We start from the raw sequence: 22555 nt of genomic DNA, 5'->3' as shown, positions 1-22555 counted from the left end.
AAAAAAGAGAAGTTTAATTTAAACTGAAAAATATGTTATTAAAGAAAAGAATTCCAATGAGGTACGTTCTCGGGAAAATTAAAGTGGAATTGTGCCTTGTAATGACTTACACCATTTTATTCGAGATATTTCACCATTATTTCATCAATGTTGCGATCGAAATACCAATTGCGATTCCAACAATGGTAGGTACCATTATATCCTTATTATTGGCTTTTAAATCCAATCAGGCCTACGACAGATGGTGGGAAGCACGTATCATCTGGGGATCGATTGTAAATGAATCGAGAACGCTGGTGCGACAAATGTTGACTTTTTATAAAGATCCGGGCTTTTCGGTAGAGGCAAACGAGTTCAAAGAAAACTTTACCAAAAGACAAATAGCGTGGTGTTACAGCTTAGGGCAGGCCTTGCGTAACAAAGATGCCATAAAACCCATAAAAGATTTAATTAGCGAAGAAGAACTGAATTTTGTCAAAAATCATCAGAACATTCCAAATGCGATCTTATTACTTCATGGTAGAGATCTTAGAATTGCTAAGAAAGAAAAACGCCTAAACGCTTACCAGCAGGTTGAAATTGACAACACCTTGTCAAGATTGTGTGATGCCATGGGGAAATGTGAACGTATCAAGAATACGATTTTCCCAACCACTTACAGCATGTACATCAGAATGACTTTGTGTTTGTTTATACTGTTATTACCATTTGGATTAATCAGTTTGTTGAGCTGGTTTGCTGTTCCGTTAATTACCATTATCGGAGGAACGTTCTTTCTGATTGAAAAAATGGCGATCCATTTACAGGATCCGTTCGAAAACAGACCAACAGATACACCTGTTACGGCGATTTCGAATACAATTGAAAAGAATCTGATGCAAATGTTAAACGAGTATCAAAGCGAATTTGATATTATCAAAGAATTTGATCTTAAACCGGATTTAAAGAAAGCGGAAAACAACGCTTATTTTGTTTTATAATTATGTGAATTGATTTTGGTTTCTCAATTTGTGAACTGGACACCGCTTTGTTAATGCGGCTGTCCAGTTTTTTTTATGTATTTAACCCGTTGGGTGTGAGATGTGAAATGTGAAATGTGAATTGTGAAATGCGACTGAAAACTGTGACTTCAAACTGTAAGCTGCGACTGCAAACTGAGACTGCAAACCGCGACTATAAACTACTGATCAATCAACTTACCTAAGGTTTGTATAGAAGTTCTCAATTCATTACTCCACGGCAGACCAAAACTCAATCGCATGCAATTTGAAAATTGATTCTGAAAAGTAAAAATCCGTCCCGGTGCAAAACTAATTTTGTGCTGCATGGCCAAATGATAAAATGCGGCTGTATCGACATTTTTATCGAGCTCAATCCAAAGAAAAAAGCCTCCTTGTGGCTGACTTACCTTTGTCCCTTTTGGAAAGGATTCTAAAACCGTATTGATATAATTGTTGCAATTGTGATTCAGTATCTGGCGTATTTTTCGAAGGTGATTCTCGTATCTTCCATTTTTTAAAAAGTCACCAACCACCTGATGTGTAATGGTAGGAGTAGAGAGCGTATGATAAATTTTATTGCGCAGAATTTCTTTTTTGAATTTACCCGGTGAAACCCAGCCCACGCGATAGCCCGGTGCCAGCGTTTTTGAAACCGAACTGCAGCACAGTACAATTCCGCTCTCGTCATAGGTTTTACAGTTTGTTGGACGGCTCGAGCCAAAGTACAAATCGCCATGAATATCGTCCTCAATCAATGGAATGTTGTAAAACTCCATTAATCGAACCACTTCCTTCTTATGTTCAATGGGCATCATGCTTCCCGACGGATTGCTAAAGTTGCTCATCAGCAAACAGAGTTTCACTTTTTTAGAAGAAAGCGCTTTTTTTAAAGCTTCTAATTCTATTCCCGTAGTCATATTGGTGGGTAGTTCCATAATATACAATCCCAGAGATTTTGCGAGCTGCAGGATACCAAAATAAGCAGGACTTTCTGTAATAATGGTATCTCCCGGTTTGGTAAGTGTCATCAAACAATGAGAAATAGCACTCGTGCAGCCCGGCATCGTAATAATATCCCTTTCGGTTAAAGAGCCGCCCCAGGTAAAGGACCAACGTGCAATTTCTTTTCTCAAATTCAGATTGCCCTGCACCTGTTCGTAGCTGGTGCCGCTATTGGGAAGCTGTCGCATAGCCTGCAGCATTCCTTTGTTTAATTTAGCGATAGGAAGCAGTTCGTTTGAAGGAAACCCCAAAGAAAGCATCGTTATATTGGGATCTGTCATATTACCGTACACCTGATCGATTAAATCTTCCCGGTCTATGTTGGCACATTTTAAAATAGGACTGCTCGGTGTAGGTTCAGGAATGGTTCGGGCCGAAATATTACTTACATAATAACCGGATTGAGGCCTCGATTCGATAAGAGACCGACTTTCAATTTCATAATAAGCTTTGCTTACCGTGCTCATACTGTAACCCGTTTCGGCACAGACTTCGCGTATAGAAGGCAGTTTATCACCAACGCTTAAAACGCCCGATTTTATTTGCTTTTCAATTCGGTCTGCAAACTGCAGATACAAGTAATTTGAATTTTTCATAAAAAAAACTGTTATGGTGCAATTTACAAAAACTGTATCTGTATTGCTGTTTTATTTTTTAGAAATTTGCTTTAATAGAAAACTAATCCAAAAATAATTCGTGAAAACAACAAAATATTATATAGCGGCAATTACCTGTTTTGTAATCTGGGGATTTTTTAGTTTGGCATTAAAGCCAATTCACGACTATGCTTCTTTGGATATTTTATTTTACCGCGTTTTTAGCTGTAGCATTCTGATGTTGCTGATTGCCTTTACTTTTAAAAGAAAAAGAATCAAAGAAACAATCAATACTTTCAAGTCATTACCGACTTTGGAGAGACGCAGATCACTTTTGCTGAATATTGGAGGAAGTGTTTTTTTAATGGCAAACTGGTTTACATTCATTTACGTAATGAACCATGTTAGCGTAAAAGCGACCTCGTTGGCCTATTTGGTTTGCCCGATTTTAACCACCTTACTGGCGTACTTTATTCTGAATGAAAAATTAAGTAAAACACAATGGATGGCTGTAGGTTTAAGTGTTTCAGGCTGTTTGCTTTTATCTTATGCCAATATTATGGACATGGTTTTTAGTATCATCATTGGTTCTACTTATGCTTCTTATTTAGTAAGTCAGCGTATCAACAAAGGATTTGATAAATTCATTGTTCTTACCTTTCATATTACGCTTGCGGCCTTGTTTTTATTGCCATTTTACCCTGTTTACAGCGGGCCGGTTCCAACAGAATTTAAATTTTATTTCTGTATCGAAACCATTGCCATTTTGTTTACTATATTTCCGTTGTTCCTAAATTTATATGCACTTTCCGGAATCAATTCATCAACCGTGGGAATGCTTTTAAACATCAACCCTATGATTGCATTTTTGTTGGCTATTTTCGTGTATCACGAGCCAATTGGATCTGTGCAAATTGTAGCTTATAGTATTGTTTTTCTTGCTGTATTGGTTTTTAATTCACATCATCTTTTTGCGATCAGGCAAAAAATACTGCAATATCCAAAGGTTCTGAAATAACAACGGTTACTTTATGTTTTTTATTGGTTTAAAATCTGAAGTATCTGAATCTTTATAGGATGTGTAAACAGGAATGAATATTTTTCATTCCTGTTTTTTTATACATAATATTTCGGTTGATTCGTGACAGACAATTTTTCATTTTTTTGGAGCTCAGTTAAAATTACCACAATCTTAACAACATATGTAAACAGGAATGAGTATTTTCATTTCTGCTTTTTTATGCAAAATGCTGTATAAAAAAGAGATGACACATTTTGCATCGATTGTTGAAGTCGAAACCGCTAAAAAGAGATTTGAAGCGACGCAAATTGTGGTAAAAAATCTGCTTAACAGCACCTAAATCCCATATTCTTATGAAAAATACCAAACTGCAAGCCTTTATCCCGTTGTTTTACTTAGTATGGTCTGATGATTTACTGACTCAAAAAGAATTTGTTACCATTCAGAAATTTATCAATAACCTCATATGGCTTTCGCCGGAAGAGAAACAGCAATTACTTTCAAGAGTTGACATTTCAAATCCACCCGGACGAAACGAGCTCGCGCAATGGAAATTGGATATCGAGAAAGGCATTCAGAACAAAGAAGATATCAGATCGATTTTTGATATTGCCGTAGCCCTTTCCGAAAAGGATTTAGACATTTCCAGCTTAAAAACAAGTTTTGTTCAATTAGAAAATGACCTTGGAATTTTAGGCGAAGAAGCGCTGCAGAACTTTAAAATAAAAGCAAATTCCTTTACCGCAAACTCGCAGACCAACAGTGATTTTGATATTCAAAAGATCACAACACTTCTAAATGGTAAAGAAGCTGCTATCATCAATCGGGTAAAATCGGTCATTTCAAGACCTGAATTTGCTTACGAAACTTCGACAGATATTCAGGTGTACCGCCAGACGGTGTACAATTGGTGCAAGATACTGGCAGGAGAGAACCTGGGTAATATGGCCTATCCAAAGCAATATGGCGGTGGAGAAAACATAGCCGACTATTTTGCGATTATGGAAACCTTAAGTTACCATGATTTGAGTTTAGTCATCAAATTGGGGGTTCAGTTTGGACTTTGGGGCATGAGCGTTCAGTCATTAGGTACCGAAAAACATTATGCCAAATATTTAAAAGATATTGGAACCTTAAAAATTCCGGGCTGTTTTGCCATGACCGAAACACATCACGGTTCTAACGTAAAAGGATTAGAAACAACTGCAACTTATACCCACAGCGATCAGACTTTTACCATTCATACCCCAAACAAAAATGCGCAGAAGGAGTATATTGGAAATGCGGCTGTTCACGGACAGATGGCAACTGTTTTTGCAAAACTGATCATCGACGGTCACGATTATGGCGTAAATGCATTTATCGTTCCATTGAGAGATACCAACGGTACCACTTTAAAAGGCGTTACGATAGGGGATTGCGGGCATAAAATGGGACTGAATGGAGTGGATAACGGAACGATTAGCTTTGATCAGGTTGTGATTCCAAAAGAAAATATGCTGGATCGTTTTGCTTCCGTAAATGATAAAGGGGAATTTGAAAGTCCGATTCCAAGTGATAACAGGCGATTTTTTACCATGCTGGGGACTTTGGTGGGTGGCCGAATTGGGATTCCTCGTTCTGCTTTGGCTGCGGCCAAATCCGGGCTGACAATTGCTATTCGCTACAGCGATCAGCGCCGACAGTTTGGTCCTGAAGGCGGATCGGAAGTTCCGATTCTAAATTACAGAATGCACCAGCGCAGATTGATTCCACCGTTGGCAAAAACATATGCCGTACATTTTACCTTGCAGTATCTTACCAATCGTTTTTTAAACAGAACCGAGGCCGAAATGCAGGAAATCGAAGCGCTGGCAGCAGGAATGAAATCATACTCGACCTGGAGCACAAGAGATATACTGCAGGAATGCCGTGAAGCCTGTGGTGGAAAAGGATATTTATCAGAGAATCGGATTGATGCTTTGAAAAATGATACCGAAATTTATACCACTTTTGAAGGTGATAACACCGTTTTGATGCAGTTGGTCGCCAAAAACCGACTCTCTGAATTCAGAAAAGCGTTCGGAGAAATGGGTTCGCTGGGTATCATCAATTATGTGTACGAGAATGCCAAAACGGCTCTTACCGAGAAAAACCCAATTGCCACCAGAAAAACGGATGAAGAACATTTACTGGACGGCGAGTTTCATTTGCAGGCCTTTATTCACAGAGAAAAAACAATTCTGGCCTCAGCGGCACGTCGTATCAAAAAACTGGTTGACGGTGGTTTAGAACCTTATGACGCTTTTAATGTGGTACAGCACCAAATGATAGATGTCGCTCAGGCTTATCTGGAGCGAGTAGTGCTCGAGCAATTTCAATTGGCAATTCAATCCATAGAAGATACTAAGACAAAAGGAATTCTGACGAAACTCAACCAATTGTACGCACTTGCACAATTAGAAAAAAACAGAGCCTGGTACCTTGAAGACGGCTATATGGAAGCTGTCAAAACCAAAGCAATCCGTAAACTAGTCAATCAGCTTTGTTGGGACATCCGGCCAGATGCGGTGGCTCTCGTTAATGCTTTTGATATTCCGCAGAGTTGTTTGGGAGCGCCAATTGCTGTTTAGGGTGAGATGTTAAATGTAAAATGTATATAATAAATAGCCACGAATTCACGAATTTTTTAAACAAACAGATTAGAAAAAATTCGTGAATTCGTGGCTAATTTTTTTTAAGTTATAGTTTTTTATAAAGTGTTAAATAGTTGGTTTATTGAGTATTAGATATTTGTTTTTACAATAACAAGAAGTGTTTGTTATTACTTCGGTTATATCACAAAGTACCTGAAAGTGTTTTTTAAACCATCGCTTTATTGACGTAACTGGCTTTTTCAAAATCCATAATATTGATGGAGATGATAGGAACTTCGGGAAGTATTTCGTTTAGTTTAGTGACAATTGCTTTTGATAAGGCCGCTTTTTGATCTGTATTTCGGCCTTCTAGTATGTAGCCGAAGACGTGGATAAAATCGTCTGAAGAATTTCCATTGTTGTAATAGGTGAAAGGATTGATACGAACCTTAATATCAGTAGGAACAAAAAGATTAGTGGCTAAGGCGGTATGGTAAACCTCCTGCATAATATCGTCTGCCGATTTTAGTCGAATTACGTTTTCAGAACAATCAATAACAAAGTGTGGCATGAGTATAATGTTTAAATTAGAAAAATGAAGTACAAACAAATTTACGAAAATCCAATCGGGAATTGGTATCGTTATTTTTTTCGTAATGTTCTTTTTTTAACACAAAAGCTAAAATTTTGGAGGTACTAAATAATTCCTTTTTCTATCCGCACTTTCTTATATTTGCAAGTCTCATTATATTCCAAACTGGTTTGAAAAATTATCTGTTGCTTTTTCTGTTCGTTCTTTTAGCAAGTCCCGTTTATGCATTGGACAGCACAGATGGTATTATCGAAAAACTGAATGAAGCTTTAAAAAACAAAGGACATTATGTTCATCTCAGGGAAGAACGCATTCTAAATTTCAAAAAAATCAAATCCGATGATTTAACGAAAGAGCAGGAGTACAATTACAACAAAAGTTTGTACACTCAATACTTAAAATTCAATTCCGATTCGGCTATTTTATATGTCAAAAAGAACCTTAAAATTGCTAAAGAACTTCAAAATACCGATTTACTAAACTTGGCCAATCTGCAATTGGTAACCCTGTACTCTTCGTCGGGAAAATATCGCGAATCTGAAGCCATTTTGAAAAGCATTCCTAAAAAGGAATTGCCTAAAAAACTGCTTCCTAATTATTATACCGCCTATCGCGAGTTTTTGGAACATTATGCTGCCAATAGCTATGATATTAAATACATTGAGCAAATTATAAAATACCGTGATTCGCTTCTTACCGTTTTGGATCCTTCGACATTCAACTATCAGATCACCAGAATTCAACAGAACATGTCGGAGAAAAAGTATGCTGTAGCTGAAAAACAGTTATTGGATTTACTCAAAAATGCAAAGGAAGATCATCCGCAATATGCTATGATGACGTATCTTTTGGCAACGATCTATAAAAAAACGCAGCGGCTGGAGCTCCGAAAAAAATACTATGCCCTTTCGGCCACTTCTGATTTAAAAACGGCAAACAAGGACAATGCTTCACTTCAGGAATTGGCTTTAATTTTTTATGAAGCCGACGATGTCGATATGGCCTACAAACTAACCCAATCGGCTATTGAAGACACTTTGTATTGCAACGTTCAGTTTCGCACACTGCTGATGTCCGAACTCTATTCGATTATCAACACCGTTTACCTGGAGAAAGAGGCCAAAAGAAAAACAGAACTTCAATTGTATCTTTTATGCATCAGCCTGTTGTCGGTATTTTTGATTGTGGCGGTCATTTACGTTTACAAACAAATGAAAAAAGTATCGCGAATCAGGGGCGAACTTTACATTACAAGTCAAAAATTGGCCGAATTAAATAAAGACATTACAGAAACGAACAATCAGTTGCAGGAACGTAATGCACAATTATCGGAGTCCAACCATGTCAAAGAAGAATACATCGCACACTTTTTCAGTCTTTGTTCGACTTACATCAATAAATTAGAAAATTACCGCATTACGTTAAATAAAAAGGCGACAGCCAAACAGTTCGACGAAATCTATAAGATATTAAAATCAACCACTCTGGTCGATAATGAACTGGAAGAACTTTACAAGAATTTCGATATCATCTTTCTGAATTTGTATCCTACTTTCGTAAAAGATTTCAACGCGCTTTTAATTCAGGAAGAACAAATCGTTTTAAAGCAGGGCGAACTCATGAATACAGAGCTTCGAATTTTTGCTTTGATTCGTTTGGGAATTACCGATAGTGTGAAAATTGCAGCATTTTTGCGTTACTCTTTGAGCACGATTTACAATTACCGAACCAGAGCACGAAATAAAGCCGCAGTTTCCCGAAATGATTTTGAAGAAATGGTCATGAAAATTGGCTTAATATCAGTGAAACTTTAGAAAATACATTTAAAACCACTACTTTTTTTTGCTTTTTATTTTTGTTAAGTAATTGTTTTTGAATTGCTTAGTTTTTTATTTTGCTACTTTTTTTCATTTAAAAATCCAACACGAACTATAACGTTTTAGCTTTACAGTATTCTTAAAAAGAGAGATACTACTTCTACTTTCTTTAGATGGTCAATTAAATGCTTTAATAAATTTATAGTTATGTTTAAAAACGTTAAAACAATTGTTGTTTTACTATTGTTGGGTGCTGTCGGTGCGCATGCACAGCATAAAATTCCGGTTTATTTAGATGATAAAAAATCGATTAATGAGCGTGTAGACGATGCGCTTGCGAGAATGACAACCGATGAGAAAATTGCCATGATCCATGCACAGTCAAAATTCAGCTCACCGGGTGTGCCTCGTTTGGGAATTCCGGAAAACTGGATGACCGACGGACCACACGGAATTCGTACCGAAGTGTTATGGGACGAGTGGGATCAGGCAGGATGGACCAATGATTCCTGTATTGCTTTCCCGGCTTTAACTGCGCTTTCTGCCACCTGGAACAAAGAGTTGTCTTCGCTGTATGGAAAATCAATAGGAGAAGAAGCACGTTACCGTAACAAAAATGTACTATTAGGGCCAGGCGTTAACATCTACAGATCACCATTAAACGGCCGAAACTTCGAATACATGGGAGAAGATCCTTTTCTGACCTCAAAAATGGTGGTTCCTTATATTAAAGGAGTACAGGCAAACGGAGTGGCTGCTTGCGTCAAACATTTTGCCTTAAACAATCAGGAAACAGGTCGTAATTCCGTTAATGTAATTGTTGACGATCGCGCTTTGTACGAGATTTACCTACCCGCTTTTAAAGCTGCAGTTCAGGAAGGAGACGCCTGGGCAATTATGGGCTCCTACAATAAATATAAAGGGCAACACTGCTGCCATAACGAATTTTTACTAAACGATATTCTTCGAAAAGAATGGGGTTTCAAAGGAGTTGTAGTGTCTGATTGGGGTGGAGTGCATGATACCAAACAAGCGATTTATAATGGTTTGGATATGGAATTTGGTTCCTGGACAAACGGACTTTCTTGGGGAACCAGCAATGCCTACGACAATTACTTTTTGGCAAAACCTTACTCAAATATGATTGCAAAAGGGGAAGTGGGAACAAAAGAACTAGACGAAAAGGTACGTCGTATTTTGCGTTTGTCATTTTTAACTACAATGAATAAAAACAGGCCTTTTGGTTCTTTTGGAACAGAAGAACACGCCAAAGCAGGTTTAAAAATTGCCGAGGAAGGTATTGTATTGCTTCAAAACAACAACAACATCTTGCCCATCAATCTTTCTAAAACAAAGAAAATTGCGGTGATTGGAGAGAATGCCATCAAAATGACGACCGTTGGAGGAGGAAGTTCTTCATTGAAAGCCAGATACGAAATTACGCCGTTGGAAGGATTAAAGAAAAGAATCGGGAATCAGGCCGAAATTGTTTATACCCGTGGATATGTTGGTGATCCAACAAGTAACTATAATGGGGTAGTGGCAAAAGTAAGTCTTGAAGACAAACGCTCTGCTGCCGAGTTAACCGCTGAGGCTTTAAAAGTAGCTGCAGCTGCCGATGTAGTTCTTTTTATTGGAGGTACCAATAAAAGTGATAAACAGGATGCTGAAGGTTACGACCGTCTGGATTTAGGTCTTTCTTATGGTCAGGATCAGCTGATAACAGAATTGGTTAAAGTAAATAAAAACATCGTTTTTGTAAATATTTCAGGAAATGCAGTGGCAATGCCATGGGTAAAAGAAGTTCCGGGAATTGTACAGGGCTGGTTTTTAGGTACAGAAGCCGGAAATGCTTTAGCCGCTGTCTTGGTAGGAGATGTAAATCCTTCAGGGAAGTTATCGTTTACTTTTCCTGTAAAATTATCAGATAACGGAGCTCATGCATTGGGTGAATTTCCGGGTGGTGAGGATGTAACCTACAAAGAAAGCATTTTTGTAGGCTACCGTTGGGCCGACAAACAAAAAGCAAAACCATTATTCTCTTTTGGTCATGGTTTGAGTTACACTACTTTCCAGTACGGAAAAGTAACAGCTGATAAAAAACAAATGGGAGCCGGAGATCAGATCACTTTTTCGGTAAAAGTTAAAAATACCGGAACAAGAGAAGGTTCAGAGGTAGTTCAGCTTTACATCAGCGACTTAAAATCTTCATTACCACGTCCGATTAAGGAATTAAAAGGTTTCGAGAAAATTTCGCTTCAGGCGGGAGAAGAAAAGACAGTGACTTTTACCATCGATAAAACAGCACTTAGCTTTTTTGACGATAAAAAACACGACTGGGTTGCTGAACCGGGAGCTTTTGAAGCCATCATTGGAGCATCTTCTACGGCTATAAAATCTAAAGTGAGTTTCTCACTTCAATAATTTCATGTTTCTAAAAATGGTTGGTTGTAAAGCTGCAAGTGTAAAAATTTGCAGCTTTACTTTTAGGAATACTGCCAATGTTTTTATGTCTTAATATGAATTTTACCCCATAAGTTAAATAAAAAGTCTATTACTTAAAATACTACTATGAAAAAAATTATACTAGGTGCCATCACTTTGTTTTTAGCGCAAAATCTTTCGGCGCAAAGCCTGAACAAAATGCAATGGTTTAACGAACCGGAAAAATGGGAAATTAAAAACAATGCTTTGATCATGAATGTCACAGCAAATAGTGATTATTGGCGCATTTCGCATTATGGTTTTACTGTTGACGATGCACCGTTTTATTATGCGACCTACGGAGGAGAATTTGAAGCCAAAGTAAAGTTAACCGGGAATTATATCGCTCGCTTTGATCAAATGGGACTCATGCTTCGCATAGATGAAAAAAATTACATTAAAACCGGAGTCGAATTTGTAGACGGGAAGTTTAATATCAGCACCGTTGTCACACACGATAAAAGTGATTGGAGCGTGACCACTTTAGAGAAAGCACCACCATTTGTATGGATAAAAGTGGTGAGAAGACTGGACGCCGTTGAAGTCTTCTTTTCGTATGATGATAAAAACTATATTTTGACCAGAAACGCACCTTTGCAGGACAATACTCCGGTTATGGTAGGTCTGATGGCAGCATCACCTGACGGAAAAGGTTTTGAAGCGAGATTCGAAAATTTTAAAGTAACCCATTTACCGGACCAACGCAGACTGGAATGGCTTAAAAACCACCAGGAATAGTAGCGTTAAAACCAATTTTCTAAGAGTTCAAATTCCAAATTTCAGCTGGAAATGAAGGAAGAAAGGATTTTTCTTACCCTATTGGAATTTACTGTAATTATTGTAACAAATAACCAGTCTTTCTTTAGGATTACAAGGTTCAATCCGCCAGCCTGTTAGGGAAATATCGCTATTTTAGCTTCCACCAAAAAATTATCTAACCTATTAACAACCAAAACTATTTTATGAATTCAAGTTCAATGGAAATTAAACCCAAAAAACATTATGAAATTTTAGACGGCTTACGTGGGGTAGCCGCAATTTTAGTCGTTATTTTTCACGCCTTCGAAGCTTTTAATGAAGGAAGCCGATTCAAACAGCTTATGAATCATGGTTATCTGGCCGTCGATTTCTTTTTTCTTTTATCGGGATTTGTGGTAGCCTATGCATACGACGATCGCTGGGAGAAAATGTCACAATGGGAATTTTACAAACGACGTTTAATCCGCTTACAGCCCATGGTTATTATGGGAATGGTTATTGGAGCACTGCTGTATTACCTTCAGGCTTCGAATGTCGCTTTTCCTCAAATTGCCACAATGCCAGTCTGGAAACTAATTTTGGTGATGCTGGCTGGTTTTGTACTGATACCGCTTCCACCATCAATGGAAATTAGAGGCTGGGGTGAAACGTTTCCGCTTAACGGGCCGGCATGGTCTCTTTTCTTCGAATATATTGCCAATATCCTGTATGCGTTATTCTTCCGCAAATTTTCAAATAAAGTGCTGGGCTTTTTAGTGTTGGTTTTTGCCGGAATGCTCGTTCATTATACCGTATTTGGTCCCAAAGGAGATGTTATTGGCGGTTGGTCATTAACGATGCAGGAATTGTATGTTGGATTTACCCGTTTGTTGTATCCCTTCTTTGCAGGAGTTTTACTTTCCCGTTTGGGAAAACTGATTCATATCAAAGGTGCCTTTTGGATTTGCAGCGTTTTAATTATCCTTATTTTTAGCATCCCTAGGCTTGGTGATGAAAACAGTTTGTGGATGAATGGTTTGTATGAGTCGGTTTGTATCATCCTATTGTTTCCGTTAATCGTGGCTATAGGAGCGGGAGGAGAGATCAAAAATCCGCTATCGCTTAAAATTTGCAAGGCTTTGGGAGACATTTCGTATCCAATTTACATTATACACTATCCGCTAATTTATTGCTATATGGCTTGGGTATTCGAAAACAAAATCCCGTTAAAGGACGGTTATGTGGTTGGAATTGGTGTTTTAATTTCAAGTATTGCAATAGCTTACCTGTGCCTAAAATTTTATGACGAACCGGTTCGCAACTGGCTTCAGAATAAGTTTCAAAAAAGAAAGGTTTCTTAAAAAGAGGGACTAAGGTTCTAAGGTTTTGAGGGACAGAGGTAAAACCTTTGCTGCTTTGAGTCTTTGTCGCTTTGAACCTAAAAAAGGGATGAAAAACAGTACTGTTTTTCATCCCTTTTTGATTTATCTGAGTTTTTAAAAAGAGGTTCGGAGTTGCAAAGAGAGAAAACCTTTGTTCCTCAGAACCTTAGAAGCTTAGAGCCTTAGCACCTAAAATCACTCTAAAACCAATTGTCCTAAAGCTTCTTTGCTAAAACCTTTTAATTGATCGGTATGTCCTGCTTTGATTTTTGCCACCCAGTTTGGGTCAGATAAAAGAGGTCTTCCTACCGCAACCAAATCAAAATCGCCTCTGTCGAAACGTCTGTTTAATTCTTCCAGAGAAGTTGGTTCTGAACTTTCTCCTGCAAAAGCGCCAAAGAAATCGCTTGAAAGTCCAACGGAACCTACTGTAATAGTTGGTGCTCCGGTAACTTTTTTAGCCCAGCCAGCAAAATTCAAATCAGATTCTTCAAATTCAGGCTCCCAGAAACGACGTTGAGAACAGTGTAAAATATCTACTCCGGCATCCACTATAGGGTTAAGCCAGGCCTCTAATTCTTGCGGATTTTTAGCCAGTTTATAATTGTAATCAGAAGGTTTAAACTGAGAAAATCTCATAATCACAGCAAAATCGTTACCAACTTGTCTTCTGATTTCTTTTACCACTTCAATAGCAAAGCGGCTGCGTTCCGGTAGTGTTTTTCCACCGTAAAGATCAGTACGTAAATTGGTTTCGGCTCTGAAAAACTGGTCAATTAAATAACCGTGTGCCCCATGAATTTCGATGGTATCAAAACCAAGTCTTTTGGCGTCGGCAGCTGCTTTTCCGAAAGCAATAATAGTATCTTCAATGTCTTTTTCCGACATGGTGTTTCCGTTACTAAAATCAGGTCGGTTTAAGCCTGATGGACCTTCAAAAGGTGTAGGAGGAACCCAGCCAGAGTGATGATTGTCCATAATTCCCATATGCCAGATTTGCGGTCCCATCTGACCACCGGCTGTATGCACTTCTTCGATTACTTTTTTCCATCCGTTTAAGGCTTCATCGCCATAAAAATGAGGAACATTTGCGTCGTTTGAAGACGAAGGTCTGTCAATAACAGTTCCTTCGGATAATATTAATCCAACTTCACCTTCAGCTCTTTTTTGATAGTAAGAAGCTACTTCGTCAGTTGGAACTCCGTTTGGAGAAAAGGAGCGCGTCATAGGCGCCATTACGATTCGGTTTTTAAGATTTAACGTTTTTAAGTTAAATGGCGAAAACAGGTTGTTTGTACTCATAGTAATTTACAAATTAGATTGAATTAATTTACTGAGTGCTTCAAAGGCACCTTCGTTGCGTTTATAATAAGTCCATTGCCCAACACGTTTGGCCTCGATAAAACCAGCGCGCTGTAAAATAGACAGGTATTCGGATACTGTGGATTGGGTTAGTCCGGCTTTGGCCTGTATTTGGCCCACACAAACTCCATGTTCAAATCCGGAGTGCTGGAGCTGATCCGGAAAGTTAATTTCGGGCTCTTTTAGCCATTCCAGCATTTGTAATCTGGACTTGTTTGACAATGCTTTAAAAATTTCTATCGCTTCCATGGAGCAAATATATCGACTTTTCCCGATATATCAATTTAAAGAAAGTTATTTAGCATAATTTTAAGAACAGGGGAGGTAATTTGCAGCAGAAGTATTTATATTTGTTTTTACTTATAATCGTATTTTCGCAGCCCGTGATTACAGAATTTATAATAGAAGATGTTCAGTGATTCTTGGGTTTTGGAGAGACTTTTTAAAGAGAATAACCCCAAATTTATCCATAATGATTATGAAAAAAACACTACTTATTTTAAGTTTCCTATGCTGTGTAGTCACGAGTTCGAAAGCTCAGGTTGTAGGGACTGATGTTGGAGACATTGCCCCTGAAATTGATCTACCGGATGCAAAAGGAAACAATGTTGCACTTTCTTCTTTAAGGGGAGAGTTTGTTTTAGTTGACTTTTGGGCATCGTGGTGTGGCCCTTGTATCAAGGAGCAGCCTGAATTGCTAAAATTGTACAACGCCTATTCCGGCAAGTTTTCGATTTACAGCGTTTCCATGGACACGAAAAAAGCACTTTGGCTGGGAGCCATTGCCAAACAAAAATTGACATGGACACAGGTGAGTGATTTAAAATACTGGAGTTCTCCTGCCGCGAGCGATTATATGCTTCAAGCGGTGCCTTTAAACTTTCTGATTGATAAAAACGGAATCATACTGGCTAAAAACATTCACGGAAATGCGTTGAATGAAATGTTGAAAAGTTTACTTACTGCTCAGTAAAAATAGATGCTTTGAGAATCGTATTGTTTGGAGAAAGAGTATGCGGAAAGAATATAAAATGGATTGAATGGAATCAAAATTAAGTATAGCTGAATTTAGAGCAAGATTAAAAAACAATACTGAAATTGGTTCTTTGAAAATAAAATTCAGTTCCTTGAGAATATTTCCGAGATTTGGCGAATTAAAGCCTTTTTATGGTCTTTTTGATGATAAAAGTTTTCGTTTGACCATAAATTCGGCAACATCTCCCACCTGTTTTGTTGTAAAAGGAAGCTACAAAAATGTTGATAACAGACTTAAAGTAGCTTATACGATTGAGCCAAATAGTAAAATTCAATTGTTCTGGGTGAAATATTCACCTCTAGTTGCTATAATTGCAATTAACTTGTTTTTTGTTCTATTTGCAAAAGGGCTTAGGAGGGCTTCTACTATTGTGAATTTGTTTTTACTTTTTACCATTTTCTATTCCAGATGGAAAGAAGAAAGAAAGCGGAAGAAATTAGAGAAAAAGTTTCTCAGGATTTTTGAAATTAAAAGAGACTGGTAATACAGTTCTGAAAACGAAACCTTTGTCAAAACATAGCATTGACAAAGGTTTTATTACTTAGATGATGACTTGAAGCTGAAATGAATTTATTTACTTAATTCAATCTGTCCTCGTGATTTCGAACTCCGCCAAAATTATTCTTTAACAATTCTCTGACTTGAAATTGTGTTTTGTTTTGGGTGATTTTTTTCCATTCAGTGAAATCAAAAATATGAATTTCAGTAGCATTTGGATTGGTCACAAAGGAAAGTCTTGCGATAGAGTATTTGTAATACTTTAATTCGTGCGAAATATGACGATCCGGGACAACGATAAGAATTGTCTCCCATTCCAGGAAATTTTTAGGCACATCTGCTCTTTCAGTCAGCCCAAGGGCTTCAAAAAAGGCAATAATCTTTTGGTCATTAAGTTTGTCGATTTTCTGATCAACGCGTTTAATGGTGCTAATAAGCTTATTTTCATCTTTAATAACACTCATATTATTAGCTGTGTTTTACTTTAAGGTTAATTTCAATATAAAATTACACCAAAACAAAATGATTTGATAAAAGAGAGGCAATAGAATGATTCTAAATTTTAGGAAAAGGCCGTACAAGCTTGTTTGTCAGAAAGAAAGCGCTCTTTTTAGTGATCGGAGAGCATAAGATCGGTTTTTCTCTTTTTCGATTTATTCATTACAAACAAAAGAAGAGGTAGGGTTACTACAAAAAACAATCCAACAAGGAAAAAAGCATCGCGATAACTCAATAAAGAAGATTGTCTTAAAACAACACTCTCCATAAGTCGGAGCGCTTTAAATTTAGCCTCATTATAAGCAAAACCTCTGCTTTGAAAATACCTGATGTAAGCATTTATTCGGTCCATTGCTATGCTATTGTCTGGGGTAACTGTCGAAATTAGTTCGTTTCGGTGTGCTGCAAATCGATGTGCAACATACGTATTGATGATCGAAACACCAAAAGAACCGCCCAGCTGTCGCATCATATTATTCAAAGCAGCACCCTGACCAACATCTTTGTCGTCTAAAGAGGAGACGGCCAGCATCGTAAGCGGAACAGTAAGTAAAGCCATGCCCAATGCACGAAAAATTAGGGAAGTTGCCACTTCGGCAGCGCTGGTATTTAAAGTCATACCGGACATTCTCCAGTTGAAATAAATAAACAAAAGAAATCCGGCTGCGATAATAAGTACCGGTGAAACGCCTTTTTGCAGCAAGGTTCCGCACATTTTTAAGGCCAGTAAGGCAAAAAGCGCCCCCGGCAATAAAAGCAATCCGGTTTGGTAAGGGGAGAAACTCAATAAACGTTGTGCGACAACCGGACTGATATAGATGGAAATAAACATACCAAATCCGGTTACAAAAGTCAGGATCGCGGCAATACTTAAAGATTTACTTTTGAGGACCCGAAGGTTTACGACGGGTTTTTCGACCGTAAGTTCCCAATAAATAAAAAAGAGCAGACTTGTGACGGCAATAACAGTAAGAACGACAATATAGCGGGTTTCAAACCAGTCTTCGACTTCACCTCTTTCGAGAACCGTTTGTAAAGCCCCAACTCCTATGGCAAGTAAAGCGATGCCAGTCCAGTCGACTTTAGTGATTTCCGGTTTTACAGGCGGTTCCTGCAGTAAAAAGTAACAGGAGATCATGACGAGAATTCCAATCGGAACATTGATAAGAAAGATCCAGGGCCAATCGTAATTTTCGGTTATGTAACCGCCCAGTGTAGGACCAATAGTGGGACCGATGAAAATTCCGGCTCCAAATAAAGCTCCGGCTGTCGATTGTTTGTCTTTGGGGAAAAGTTCGAAAACCACAACTTGTGAGATGGATAACAAAGCACCACCACCAATTCCCTGAAAGAACCTGAAAAAAACGAGCATCCAAATGTTAGAGGAATGTCCGCACATAAAAGAGCAGAACGTAAACAAAACAACAGAACCGATATAATAGTTGCGTCGCCCGAGATTGGCGCTTAGAAAGCTCGTAATAGGTATGATAATCACATTGGCAATGGCGTAAGCAGTTATCACCCATGAGGTGTCTTCGAGTGTAGCGCCCAGATTTCCGCTCATGTGTGAAAGCGCAACATTTACAATTGATATGTCGATCAGTTCCATAATCGCGGCTAATATGACGGTCAGAATGAGCAGTTTTCGGTTTAAAGGTGTCATAGAATAATGTTTTATACCGATCGGTATATTTTTGGTTAAAAAAAGGACTATTGTTTTTATTGACTTTACTCTAAGTCATCGATTATCTTTTTCAGTGAAAGCATAATAGTAGATAAATTAGACAGGTCGCCCGTTATTTTGGAAATCATAACAGCACCTTCGATAATAGCAATGATGGTTAGGGCGGTTTTTTCCGGATCTATGGATTCCCCTTTAAATTCTCCGGCCGCAATACCTTGTTTGATGAAATAGACCAGTTTTTCTTTCCATGCCAGAATTATACTTTCGACCTTTTTTCGAAGCACCGGATGCGTATCGTCAGCTTCGGTGGCAGTATTGATGATAGGGCATCCACCTTGAGTGATTCTTAACGCATAATAATCGGAGTAGAGCCTTGGATAAACGAGTAATTTGTCTTTAAAAGTCGTTTGCTTTTCGATTTCCTGTGTAAAAGCATCCTGAAGTTTTTTTACATTGAATTTAAAAGCCGCCAGAGCTACTTCATCTTTGTTCTCAAAGTTACCGTAAATGCTTCCTTTTGTAAGTCCCGTTGCCTCGGTAATATCGCTCATAGAAGTGCCGCTGTACCCTTTCATATTGAAAATGGGAGCAGTTTTTTCTATAATAAATTGTTTGGTTTTTTCGGCTTTACTCATGAGAATTGAAAATAAGAATACAAATATATACCGATTGGTATAAAATAACAAACTTTTTTCATGAAAAATAAATGCTTGATGGTTGTGATTTGATTATGAAATAAGAAACATCCGTTTTTTTAAGCAGCGGGCTAACAAAATTGAACTTTAGCAATTTCACCACAAAACTGGTTTCAACCTGAAACCTGAAACCTGAAACTTGAAACCTGAAACCTGAAACTTGAAACAAAAAAAACAACTTCAACAAAGTTTGTTTGATTTTCATAACTTTGCAACATGAAAGAACAACTAGAGGAACAGGGTTCAGAACTTGGGATTAGCGATTTAAAGCTAAAAGGTTTTAAAGTATATGAAGTAAACGGTGATGTGAGCAAGATTCCGACTTACAATCGCAGGGATTTTTACAAGATTTGCATCAATACCAGCAAGAGTTTTATTCACTATGCAGACAGGGGAATTGAGACGGACGGAACGATTTTGTTTTTCGGAAATCCGCATATTCCATACTCCTGGGAAATCATTTCGCCTTCTTATGAAGGGTATGCCTGTGTTTTTACCGAAGATTTTCTGAAGGTAAAAGACCGTTCGGAAAGTCTTCATGAATCGCCTCTTTTTAAAATTGGCGGTACGCCTATTTTTTCATTATCAGCTGATCAAAAGGTGTTTATAGATTCGTTGTTTCAGAAAATGATTGAAGAACAAGAGACGGATTATATTTTCAAAGACGATTTGATACGCAATTACATCAATTTGATTTTGCATGAATCGATGAAAATGCAGCCTTCTGAGAATTTCTTTAAACCCAGAAATGCTTCTTCCAGAATTACCTCGTTATTTTTAGAGTTATTGGAAAGACAGTTTCCAATAGAAACCAAAAATGAGCCATTGGCATTAAAAACACCACAGGACTACGCACAAAGCCTCGCTGTTCATGTGAATCATTTGAATCGTTCGGTGAAAGAAGTTACCGGAAAGCCTACAACGGCTCATATTTCAGAGCGAATTGTGGGTGAAGCCAAAGCTTTGCTGCAACATACCGACTGGAGTATTTCGGATATCGGATATTCGCTGGGATTTGAATACCCAAGTTATTTTAATAATTACTTTAAAAGAATTACAGGAACAATTCCAAAATCACTCAGAGTGTAAATTGTTTCATATTCTTAATTTTTTGTTTGATTATTGTTATCGCTCTGCCTCTTTACCGCTGTAGATTTGCATTGAAATAAGTAGTATTAATCATTAATCAGTTTTCGATAAGCTAAATAATACTTCACAAAGCACATTCCCGCTTTTATGATTTAGTTTAAACTGGTGGTAAAAAAACAAATAATTATGAATACTTCAAAGAATCAATTTGTTACAACCGCTTTTCCTAAAGAAATTTAGTTTCAGCGGATTGCTTTAGTCTTAAATGATTTAAGGCAGGCATTGTGGTGTCCGGCACTTAAAGGCAGCGGCTTTTGTCGGATCATTTTAAATAAGAAATCAATCTCAAAAATCAATTTTATGTCAACACTTTATACTTCTGTTATTGAAGAGGGGAAAATCCCTAATACTTATATGACTGGTGATGTTTCGTATAAAAAACAAACCAGCAACATTCATCCTGATAATACAGTTATTAAAGAGGTTTCTTTTGAGCCCGGATCGAGATGTAACTGGCATGTTAATCCAACGCTACAGTTGTTTATTGCTACAAACGGAATTGGTTATTTTCAGGAAAAAGGAAAGACTGTTCGATTGCTTCACAAAGATGAAGTGGTTACCATTCTGCCGGGAATTGAACATTGGTACGGGGCGACACCCTTTAGTTCGTTTTCGCACATTGCCATTATTACTGAAATCGATAAAGGAACCGGAATCTGGCTCGATAGCGTAACCGATGAGGAATACTACAGTTATGGGAAGTAGGTTAATTAGATAATTGGGTAATTAGATAGTTAGAAAATTCTGAATGGGAAGAGCTGTGTTTTGATTATGTGAAACCTGAAACCTTAAACTTGAAACCTAAAACAAATAAAACTAAAAAAAAAACAATAAAAAATGGAAGTAAAAAACATAAAAGCCTTTGGTACAGAGGCGGCAGACGCGCTGTTGCAAACCTTAGACATTCAACGCAGAGCGGTATTGGCTCATGATGTTGAAATAGAAATTTTATACTGCGGAATTTGTCATTCCGATCTGCATTCGGCCAGAAACGAATGGCACGGTACGGTATACCCAATTGTTCCGGGGCATGAGATTGTGGGAAGAGTGACAAAAGTAGGAGATCACGTGAAAAACTTCAAGGTTGGTGACCTGGCCGGAGTAGGTTGTATGGTTGACTCTTGCAGAGAATGTGAGCATTGCAAAGGCGATTTAGAGCAATTTTGTGATGCGGGCAGCACTTTAACGTTTAATTCTCCGGATAGTCATTTAGGCGGACAAACCTTTGGTGGGTACTCGCAAAGTATAGTAGTAGACGAAAATTATGTGCTTCATATTTCGGATAAATTAGATCTTGCGGGAGTGGCTCCTTTACTTTGTGCGGGTATCACAACCTATTCACCATTAAAGCACTGGAATGTTGGTCCTGGACAGAAAGTAGGGATCGTTGGTATTGGTGGTTTGGGACATATGGGAATCAAATTAGCGAAAGCTATGGGGGCTCATGTGGTGGTTTTTACCACTTCATTGTCTAAAACCGAAGATGCAAAACGTCTGGGAGCCGATGAAGTAGTGTTGTCTACAGATCCAGTACAAATGGCACAACATGCTAAAAGTCTGAATTTTATTCTGGATTGTGTATCGGCAGAACATAATATCGATGCGTATCTGAATTTACTGAAAGTTGATGGAACTTTGACTCTGGTTGGTGCGCCAATGGAGCCTCTTCCGGTGACTTCGTTTAGTCTTATTTTAGGGAGAAGAAGTTTTGCGGGTTCTGCTATTGGCGGAATCAAAGAAACTCAGGAAATGCTTGATTTTTGCGCTGAACATAACATTACTGCCGATATTGAATTGATCGGTGTGAACGAAGTAAATGATGCCTATGAAAGACTGCTAAAAGGGGATATTAAGTATCGTTTTGTAATTGATATGGCTTCTTTATAGAGGGGCAAAGGGGCAAAGTTACAGAGTTGCAAAGGTTTTTGTTTTTGTGCTTTGTATCTCCAGATCTTTATGGTAAAAAAAACTCTTAGGGAAATTAATTTCCTTAAGAGTTTTTTTGTTACCGATATCTTACTCCTGGCGGAGTATTACGCTAAAGTTTCATCTCTGTGCGTCGGCATTTTATTCACTGCAAAAGAAGTGGATGGGCGTGAGTGTTACCGATAGTTTACTCCTGGTGGAGTATCCCGCTAAAGTTTCGTCTGTAAATGCGTCAGCATTTTACTCACAGCAAAAATATCTCGGAGAGATTATATATTTATAGATGTTGATTAATGCAAGATAAAATATCCCGGAGGGATTACATATCGGTGGCAAAATATTGCGCAAAAAGGCTAATTTCAAGCCTGACACATTGTCTTGTTGTTTGTTGTTTTGTTTTTATTTCCAGCGGTTTAGATATTATTATCTAAAACAAAACTTCTGTAGGTTTTAGAAGAC

General features: G+C 37.9%; 20 protein-coding genes. 13 read left to right on the top strand and 7 right to left on the bottom strand.

Annotation, left to right across the window (positions count from 1 at the left end):
- The first annotated feature begins 32 nt into the window (after window positions 1-32).
- Window positions 33-980, top strand: a complete 948-nt coding sequence (locus tag ACN1CN_RS02270; RefSeq protein WP_264523709.1) for a bestrophin family protein — start codon at window positions 33-35, stop codon at window positions 978-980.
- A 200-nt stretch (window positions 981-1180) separates the two neighbouring features.
- Here the strand turns inward: ACN1CN_RS02270 and ACN1CN_RS02265 are convergent, their stop codons facing one another.
- Window positions 1181-2599, bottom strand: coding sequence for a PLP-dependent aminotransferase family protein (locus ACN1CN_RS02265; protein WP_419134514.1), 1419 nt, complete (start codon window positions 2597-2599; stop codon window positions 1181-1183).
- 100 nt (window positions 2600-2699) lie between these two features.
- On the opposite strand from ACN1CN_RS02265, the gene ACN1CN_RS02260 reads away from it, so the two are divergent.
- The 3 genes from ACN1CN_RS02260 (at window position 2700) to ACN1CN_RS02250 (ending at window position 6232) form a co-directional block, all read left to right on the top strand.
- Window positions 2700-3617: an EamA family transporter gene (locus ACN1CN_RS02260; protein ID WP_419134513.1), complete on the top strand. Its 918-nt coding sequence runs from the start codon at window positions 2700-2702 to the stop codon at window positions 3615-3617.
- A gap of 196 nt (window positions 3618-3813) precedes the next feature.
- Window positions 3814-3960 carry a hypothetical protein gene (locus ACN1CN_RS02255; RefSeq protein ID WP_419134512.1) on the top strand — a complete coding sequence of 49 codons (147 nt, stop codon included), beginning with the start codon at window positions 3814-3816 and terminating at the stop codon, window positions 3958-3960.
- A gap of 13 nt (window positions 3961-3973) precedes the next feature.
- Entirely contained in the window at window positions 3974-6232 is a 2259-nt protein-coding gene (locus ACN1CN_RS02250) for an acyl-CoA dehydrogenase (protein ID WP_419134511.1), read from the top strand.
- Window positions 6233-6461: 229 nt separating this feature from the next.
- Here ACN1CN_RS02250 and ACN1CN_RS02245 read toward each other — a convergent pair whose 3' ends face one another.
- A complete protein-coding gene (locus ACN1CN_RS02245; RefSeq protein WP_395343089.1) occupies window positions 6462-6806 on the bottom strand; it encodes a 5-carboxymethyl-2-hydroxymuconate Delta-isomerase in 345 nt (114 codons plus the stop codon).
- Window positions 6807-6997: 191 nt separating this feature from the next.
- Between ACN1CN_RS02245 and ACN1CN_RS02240 the strand changes: the two genes are divergently transcribed.
- The 4 genes from ACN1CN_RS02240 (at window position 6998) to ACN1CN_RS02225 (ending at window position 13227) form a co-directional block, all read left to right on the top strand.
- The gene (locus ACN1CN_RS02240) at window positions 6998-8641 is read left to right on the top strand and encodes a DUF6377 domain-containing protein (RefSeq protein WP_419134510.1); all 1644 of its coding nucleotides are present in this window, start codon (window positions 6998-7000) and stop codon (window positions 8639-8641) included.
- A gap of 210 nt (window positions 8642-8851) precedes the next feature.
- Window positions 8852-11068 carry a glycoside hydrolase family 3 C-terminal domain-containing protein gene (locus tag ACN1CN_RS02235; RefSeq protein ID WP_419134509.1) on the top strand — a complete coding sequence of 739 codons (2217 nt, stop codon included), beginning with the start codon at window positions 8852-8854 and terminating at the stop codon, window positions 11066-11068.
- 147 nt (window positions 11069-11215) lie between these two features.
- Entirely contained in the window at window positions 11216-11866 is a 651-nt protein-coding gene (locus ACN1CN_RS02230) for a DUF1349 domain-containing protein (protein WP_419134508.1), read from the top strand.
- 224 nt (window positions 11867-12090) lie between these two features.
- Entirely contained in the window at window positions 12091-13227 is a 1137-nt protein-coding gene (locus ACN1CN_RS02225; protein WP_419134507.1) for an acyltransferase family protein, read from the top strand.
- A gap of 216 nt (window positions 13228-13443) precedes the next feature.
- Here the strand turns inward: ACN1CN_RS02225 and ACN1CN_RS02220 are convergent, their stop codons facing one another.
- On the bottom strand, window positions 13444-14550 hold the full coding sequence (locus tag ACN1CN_RS02220; protein WP_419134506.1) for an NADH:flavin oxidoreductase: 1107 nt from the start codon (window positions 14548-14550) through the stop codon (window positions 13444-13446).
- Between the two features lie 6 nt (window positions 14551-14556).
- Window positions 14557-14859 carry an ArsR/SmtB family transcription factor gene (locus tag ACN1CN_RS02215; protein WP_264523717.1) on the bottom strand — a complete coding sequence of 101 codons (303 nt, stop codon included), beginning with the start codon at window positions 14857-14859 and terminating at the stop codon, window positions 14557-14559.
- Window positions 14860-15088: 229 nt separating this feature from the next.
- Between ACN1CN_RS02215 and ACN1CN_RS02210 the strand changes: the two genes are divergently transcribed.
- A complete protein-coding gene (locus tag ACN1CN_RS02210) occupies window positions 15089-15583 on the top strand; it encodes a TlpA family protein disulfide reductase (protein ID WP_419134505.1) in 495 nt (164 codons plus the stop codon).
- A 67-nt stretch (window positions 15584-15650) separates the two neighbouring features.
- Window positions 15651-16130: a hypothetical protein gene (locus ACN1CN_RS02205; protein WP_419134504.1), complete on the top strand. Its 480-nt coding sequence runs from the start codon at window positions 15651-15653 to the stop codon at window positions 16128-16130.
- A gap of 94 nt (window positions 16131-16224) precedes the next feature.
- Here ACN1CN_RS02205 and ACN1CN_RS02200 read toward each other — a convergent pair whose 3' ends face one another.
- The 3 genes from ACN1CN_RS02200 to ACN1CN_RS02190 form a co-directional block, all read right to left on the bottom strand.
- The gene (locus tag ACN1CN_RS02200; RefSeq protein WP_264523720.1) at window positions 16225-16608 is read right to left on the bottom strand and encodes a hypothetical protein; all 384 of its coding nucleotides are present in this window, start codon (window positions 16606-16608) and stop codon (window positions 16225-16227) included.
- Between the two features lie 146 nt (window positions 16609-16754).
- Entirely contained in the window at window positions 16755-18305 is a 1551-nt protein-coding gene (locus ACN1CN_RS02195; protein WP_419134503.1) for a DHA2 family efflux MFS transporter permease subunit, read from the bottom strand.
- Between the two features lie 65 nt (window positions 18306-18370).
- Entirely contained in the window at window positions 18371-18961 is a 591-nt protein-coding gene (locus tag ACN1CN_RS02190; RefSeq protein ID WP_419134502.1) for a TetR/AcrR family transcriptional regulator, read from the bottom strand.
- 276 nt (window positions 18962-19237) lie between these two features.
- On the opposite strand from ACN1CN_RS02190, the gene ACN1CN_RS02185 reads away from it, so the two are divergent.
- The 3 genes from ACN1CN_RS02185 to ACN1CN_RS02175 all read left to right on the top strand — a co-directional run bounded on the left by ACN1CN_RS02185 (window position 19238) and on the right by ACN1CN_RS02175 (window position 22057).
- Window positions 19238-20110: a helix-turn-helix domain-containing protein gene (locus ACN1CN_RS02185; RefSeq protein ID WP_264523723.1), complete on the top strand. Its 873-nt coding sequence runs from the start codon at window positions 19238-19240 to the stop codon at window positions 20108-20110.
- 360 nt (window positions 20111-20470) lie between these two features.
- Window positions 20471-20875: a cupin domain-containing protein gene (locus tag ACN1CN_RS02180; RefSeq protein WP_291285460.1), complete on the top strand. Its 405-nt coding sequence runs from the start codon at window positions 20471-20473 to the stop codon at window positions 20873-20875.
- 132 nt (window positions 20876-21007) lie between these two features.
- The gene (locus tag ACN1CN_RS02175; RefSeq protein WP_419134501.1) at window positions 21008-22057 is read left to right on the top strand and encodes an NAD(P)-dependent alcohol dehydrogenase; all 1050 of its coding nucleotides are present in this window, start codon (window positions 21008-21010) and stop codon (window positions 22055-22057) included.
- Window positions 22058-22555 lie beyond the last annotated feature (498 nt).

This window comes from Flavobacterium sp. T12S277 (assembly GCF_048514875.1).
Lineage (GTDB): Bacteria > Bacteroidota > Bacteroidia > Flavobacteriales > Flavobacteriaceae > Flavobacterium.
Note: the sequence above shows the minus strand (reverse complement) of the source record. Positions and strands in the feature narration are given on the sequence as shown.

Bases quoted from the DNA above. Each gene is read 5' to 3' on its own strand.
- ACN1CN_RS02175 (WP_419134501.1), top strand. From the start codon at position 21,008: ATGGAAGTAAAAAACATAAAAGCCTTTGGTACAGAGGCGGCAGACGCG.
- ACN1CN_RS02255 (WP_419134512.1), top strand. From the start codon at position 3,814: ATGAGTATTTTCATTTCTGCTTTTTTATGCAAAATGCTGTATAAAAAA.
- ACN1CN_RS02210 (WP_419134505.1), top strand. From the start codon at position 15,089: ATGAAAAAAACACTACTTATTTTAAGTTTCCTATGCTGTGTAGTCACG.
- ACN1CN_RS02200 (WP_264523720.1), bottom strand. From the start codon at position 16,608: ATGAGTGTTATTAAAGATGAAAATAAGCTTATTAGCACCATTAAACGC.
- ACN1CN_RS02180 (WP_291285460.1), top strand. From the start codon at position 20,471: ATGTCAACACTTTATACTTCTGTTATTGAAGAGGGGAAAATCCCTAAT.
- ACN1CN_RS02235 (WP_419134509.1), top strand. From the start codon at position 8,852: ATGTTTAAAAACGTTAAAACAATTGTTGTTTTACTATTGTTGGGTGCT.
- ACN1CN_RS02265 (WP_419134514.1), bottom strand. From the start codon at position 2,599: ATGAAAAATTCAAATTACTTGTATCTGCAGTTTGCAGACCGAATTGAA.
- ACN1CN_RS02225 (WP_419134507.1), top strand. From the start codon at position 12,091: ATGAATTCAAGTTCAATGGAAATTAAACCCAAAAAACATTATGAAATT.
- ACN1CN_RS02205 (WP_419134504.1), top strand. From the start codon at position 15,651: ATGGAATCAAAATTAAGTATAGCTGAATTTAGAGCAAGATTAAAAAAC.
- ACN1CN_RS02195 (WP_419134503.1), bottom strand. From the start codon at position 18,305: ATGACACCTTTAAACCGAAAACTGCTCATTCTGACCGTCATATTAGCC.
- ACN1CN_RS02190 (WP_419134502.1), bottom strand. From the start codon at position 18,961: ATGAGTAAAGCCGAAAAAACCAAACAATTTATTATAGAAAAAACTGCT.
- ACN1CN_RS02220 (WP_419134506.1), bottom strand. From the start codon at position 14,550: ATGAGTACAAACAACCTGTTTTCGCCATTTAACTTAAAAACGTTAAAT.
- ACN1CN_RS02230 (WP_419134508.1), top strand. From the start codon at position 11,216: ATGAAAAAAATTATACTAGGTGCCATCACTTTGTTTTTAGCGCAAAAT.
- ACN1CN_RS02270 (WP_264523709.1), top strand. From the start codon at position 33: ATGTTATTAAAGAAAAGAATTCCAATGAGGTACGTTCTCGGGAAAATT.
- ACN1CN_RS02245 (WP_395343089.1), bottom strand. From the start codon at position 6,806: ATGCCACACTTTGTTATTGATTGTTCTGAAAACGTAATTCGACTAAAA.
- ACN1CN_RS02250 (WP_419134511.1), top strand. From the start codon at position 3,974: ATGAAAAATACCAAACTGCAAGCCTTTATCCCGTTGTTTTACTTAGTA.
- ACN1CN_RS02185 (WP_264523723.1), top strand. From the start codon at position 19,238: ATGAAAGAACAACTAGAGGAACAGGGTTCAGAACTTGGGATTAGCGAT.
- ACN1CN_RS02215 (WP_264523717.1), bottom strand. From the start codon at position 14,859: ATGGAAGCGATAGAAATTTTTAAAGCATTGTCAAACAAGTCCAGATTA.